2 protein-coding genes and 1 pseudogene are annotated in these 3,728 nt (G+C 35.2%); all 3 read right to left on the reverse strand.

What is annotated here, in order from left to right:
* Positions 1-167: 167 nt before the first annotated feature.
* On the reverse strand, positions 168-1,241 hold the full coding sequence (locus ACYQ2O_RS11040; RefSeq protein WP_346025509.1) for a mandelate racemase/muconate lactonizing enzyme family protein: 1,074 nt from the start codon (positions 1,239-1,241) through the stop codon (positions 168-170).
* A 3-nt stretch (positions 1,242-1,244) separates the two neighbouring features.
* Positions 1,245-2,606, reverse strand: a complete 1,362-nt coding sequence (locus ACYQ2O_RS11045; RefSeq protein ID WP_346025510.1) for a transglutaminase-like domain-containing protein — start codon at positions 2,604-2,606, stop codon at positions 1,245-1,247.
* Positions 2,607-2,624: 18 nt separating this feature from the next.
* Positions 2,625-3,521: pseudogene (locus ACYQ2O_RS11050) on the reverse strand (ABC transporter ATP-binding protein).
* Positions 3,522-3,728: the final 207 nt, after the last annotated feature.

Consider the following 3,728-nt stretch of genomic DNA (forward strand, 5'->3'; position numbering starts at 1 on the left):
GGATAGTTTGGTAGTCGGATACCTACTATTTTACCGATAAATGAGGGAGGGGCAAGTGTTTTTTGTCTTTTCCTTGATAGAACAACGGTTATAGACCTTTAAGAACAAAAAAATTTGACAGTAACTAACTTTTTGGGGGGATTAATAATATGATTGTAGACTAAATATTAAAATTCTAAATCAATATCTAATCCTAGTCCTGGTTTTTCTGACAAAGTCATAATTCCACCTTCTTGCGTGAAATCACTCTTAATGCCGGGAACCTCTTTACTCATACGATAACTATCTAAGTCCGCATAAGTAATATTTTTTTGTGAAGCAGCTAAAGCTGCTCCAGCAGCAATCCCAATACGGGATTCAGACATACAACCTACCATACATTGTAAGCCAGCAGCTTGTGCGATCGCATTTATTTGTAAGGCAGGATAAATGCCACCGGATTTCATTAATTTAATATTGATGATATCGCATGCTTCTTCCTTAATCGCGCGAAATGCATCTTGGGGTGAGAGGACAGATTCATCCATCATAATTTGTTGTGTTACATTGTCTTTAATAAACTTCATACCTTCATAATCCCAATATGGAACAGGTTGTTCTACTTCTTCCACACCATACTTATAAAATTCATTTAGAACATGGACGGCTTGTTTCTTATAGTAGCCTTGGTTCGCATCCACTCGGAGACTGATATCTGGTCCAACTTCTTCTCGAATTAAACGAATCGCTTCTATATCATCTTTCGCATTCAATCCAACTTTTATTTTCAGAATATTAAATCCTTCATCGACATATTGTCTTGCAAGTTTCGCCATTTCTTTAGGTTCATCGATTCCGATTGTCATGTCTGATTCTACCTGGTTTGATGATCCCCCTAACAATTGGTAAACTGGAAGGCCTGTGTGTTTTCCTAAAATATCATATAAAGCTAAATCGATACCAGCTTTTCCTGCAGTCTTCCCTTTGTATTGGCGGTTCATGATTTCATGTATGCGCCCGATGTTTAAAGGATTTTCACCTTTTAATGTATTGTCCATTTCCGTTAAGAAATTTGTTACATCTTCTATGTTATTACCAGTAACAACTTTCGAAGGCTGAGATTCACCATACCCGGTAACCCCTGCATCCGTTTCAACCTTTACAATAACTGTATCCGTCCGAGTATCATCTGAACTCGCAATTTTGAAACTTACAATAGGTTCAATAGTAATTGTTTTGTGAGAAATTTTAGTAATTTTCATCGATTAATCTTCCTTTTCATAAATTTCAATAGCGACTTCCGTTGTTTCAATATCATTATAAGTTAATTTTCCACTTTCGAATTCAGCTTCTCCGTTTTGATTATCATACGGATCATTTCGACTGAAATCTAACGCAGGTGTAAAATCATGTTGAAAATCGGATACTGCTGGCATTCTGAATGGTTCTAAGTTCCCGAAGTAGAATTTCCATCGTTCTTCTTCACCTGTTCGGTATGCTGAGCCACCAAAAGAAGTATCGGCATATAACCAGCCAAATGGGGCTACATAAAATTGAGCCCAATCATGATTTCCTATTGTTTCTGGATTGGTGTATAAGCCAGCCTGCCATCTTGCTGGAACTCCAACTGCACGACATAAGGTAATAAAAGTAAGAGCTTGGATACCACAATCTCCTTTAAAACCTGTTAAAGCGTAAGTTGGAATATCTGTAATGGTGTAATAAGGACGGACAAACGAATACATCACATTTTTAGTAATATATTCGTAAATTAAACGTGCTTTTTCAAGAGGATTGGTTTCATTCCCGATAATCTCTTTAGCTACTGATTTGATATAAGGTGAAAATTTAATATGTGGTAATTGTTCTTCAGTATAAAATGTAGGTTGTGCTTCGTCTACTTCTTCCGGCAAAGGATTTTTATACACCATATGATTATCGAATTCATATTCCACATAAAACTCTTCGTCCGCTTCATATTCTTTCTCAAAATAAACGGTTCTTGCTGGATGGTCAGGTTCATTCACTAGAGCTGATTTATGAGATGTATCAATGAGTCTAAAGTTCTTTACTTGAGCATATTCAATCGGCAAAGGCAAGTGAACTCTAATTTTCTCTCCTGGTTTTTGAGCCTCTGGTTTCACCTTCAAAGTTGCACGTAAACGAATATGATAAGTCAATTCCCCTTTTTCTTTCATCTTATGCATTGTTTCATTAAGTAAATTTGTGCGCTTATCTAGTAATTCAGGGTTAGTACAACGTTTGGCATAATTGGGACGAGTTTTCATAATATTTTGTAAAATGTTTTCTCGGAAATGAATTTCGCCATCCAAATATACCCAATCTAAGGCATCTTCATCGCGTAAACTTTCGAATTCTTCGGTTTTAAAATCGGCAATATTATCTTTAAATAATGATAATGCTGCCTCGTAGGTATGAGGATAAGAATCTCTAATAATAGGTAGTATTTCTTTTTCTTGTTCTAATCTCTTTCTTAAAGCAACCGGTAAATCTTTTTCCAAGCGTTTATCGATGATTCTTTCGACTCGGTCATACTCACCCACGGCTTTTAGTTTTGCTATATCCTCTGGTAGTTGTGTGTCTAAATATTTCAAATCTTTATTCATTTATCTGCTCCATTCCTACTATTTTTTATAACAATATACATAATGTCCAGGTTTTACTTCGTATAAAGCTTGATTGTCTTCAATTATTTTAGTAAATGAATATCCATCTGGTAAACTCGCTTCGTAATTAATCTGACTCCCACCTGCAATATACCCGTTTTCAACATTGGGAATTGCTTTGAGTAATGATTTTGTATAATCATGAATCGGATTGAAATATAATTCTTCACGATCTGCTAGTTCTACAATTTTTCCATGATACATTACCGCTATTCGGTCAGACATGTGGTAGACCACATTTAAGTTATGAGAAATAAAAACGTAAGTTAAATTTTCACGCCGTTGTAAGTAAAGTAATAAATTCATGATTTGAGATTGAATAGATACATCTAAAGCCGATACTGCTTCATCACAAACTATCATTTTTGGATTCAATGCTAAGGAGCGAGCAATACCAATACGCTGACGCTGTCCGCCTGAAAACTCATGTGGATAACGATTAATGAAACTTTCGTTTAAACCACACATTTCCATGAGTTTCTTTACGCGTTCAGTTCTTTTAGTAAGATTTAACTTTTTTTGAATAACTAAAGGTTCTTCAATAATCTCTCCGACTGTCATCCTTGGATCCAAGGATGAATAGAGGTCTTGAAAAATTATCTGCATATTTTTCCGATAAGGAGTCAACTATTTTCTCGAAAAATTTGATATATCTTCCCCTTCATAAAGAATTTCACCCGCCGTTGGTTCATTTAAACGGATCATTGTACGTCCTAAGGTTGTTTTACCACTTCCAGATTCTCCAACAATTCCTAAAGTCTCTCCTTCATACACTGAAAAAGTGACGTCATCTACAGCTTTTATATATTCTTGCTCACCACTATCAAAAGAGCCACCTTTTAATGGAAAATACATCTTTAAATTATTTACTCAAGTTTTGCAGTTGAATATCCAGGTTTAACCCTTCCGGTTATTGAAACTTCTTATAAATAATTCACTAGTGTTGCATTAAAAATTTAACTGTTTCATGACATAAAAAAGTCCTTTATAATGGGGTTGGATGACTTATCCAAGACCAAAACAAAGGACTTACAACATGGATAAGTATAAAACAAAAATGAC

This window comes from Alkalibacterium sp. m-11, from assembly GCF_054658155.1.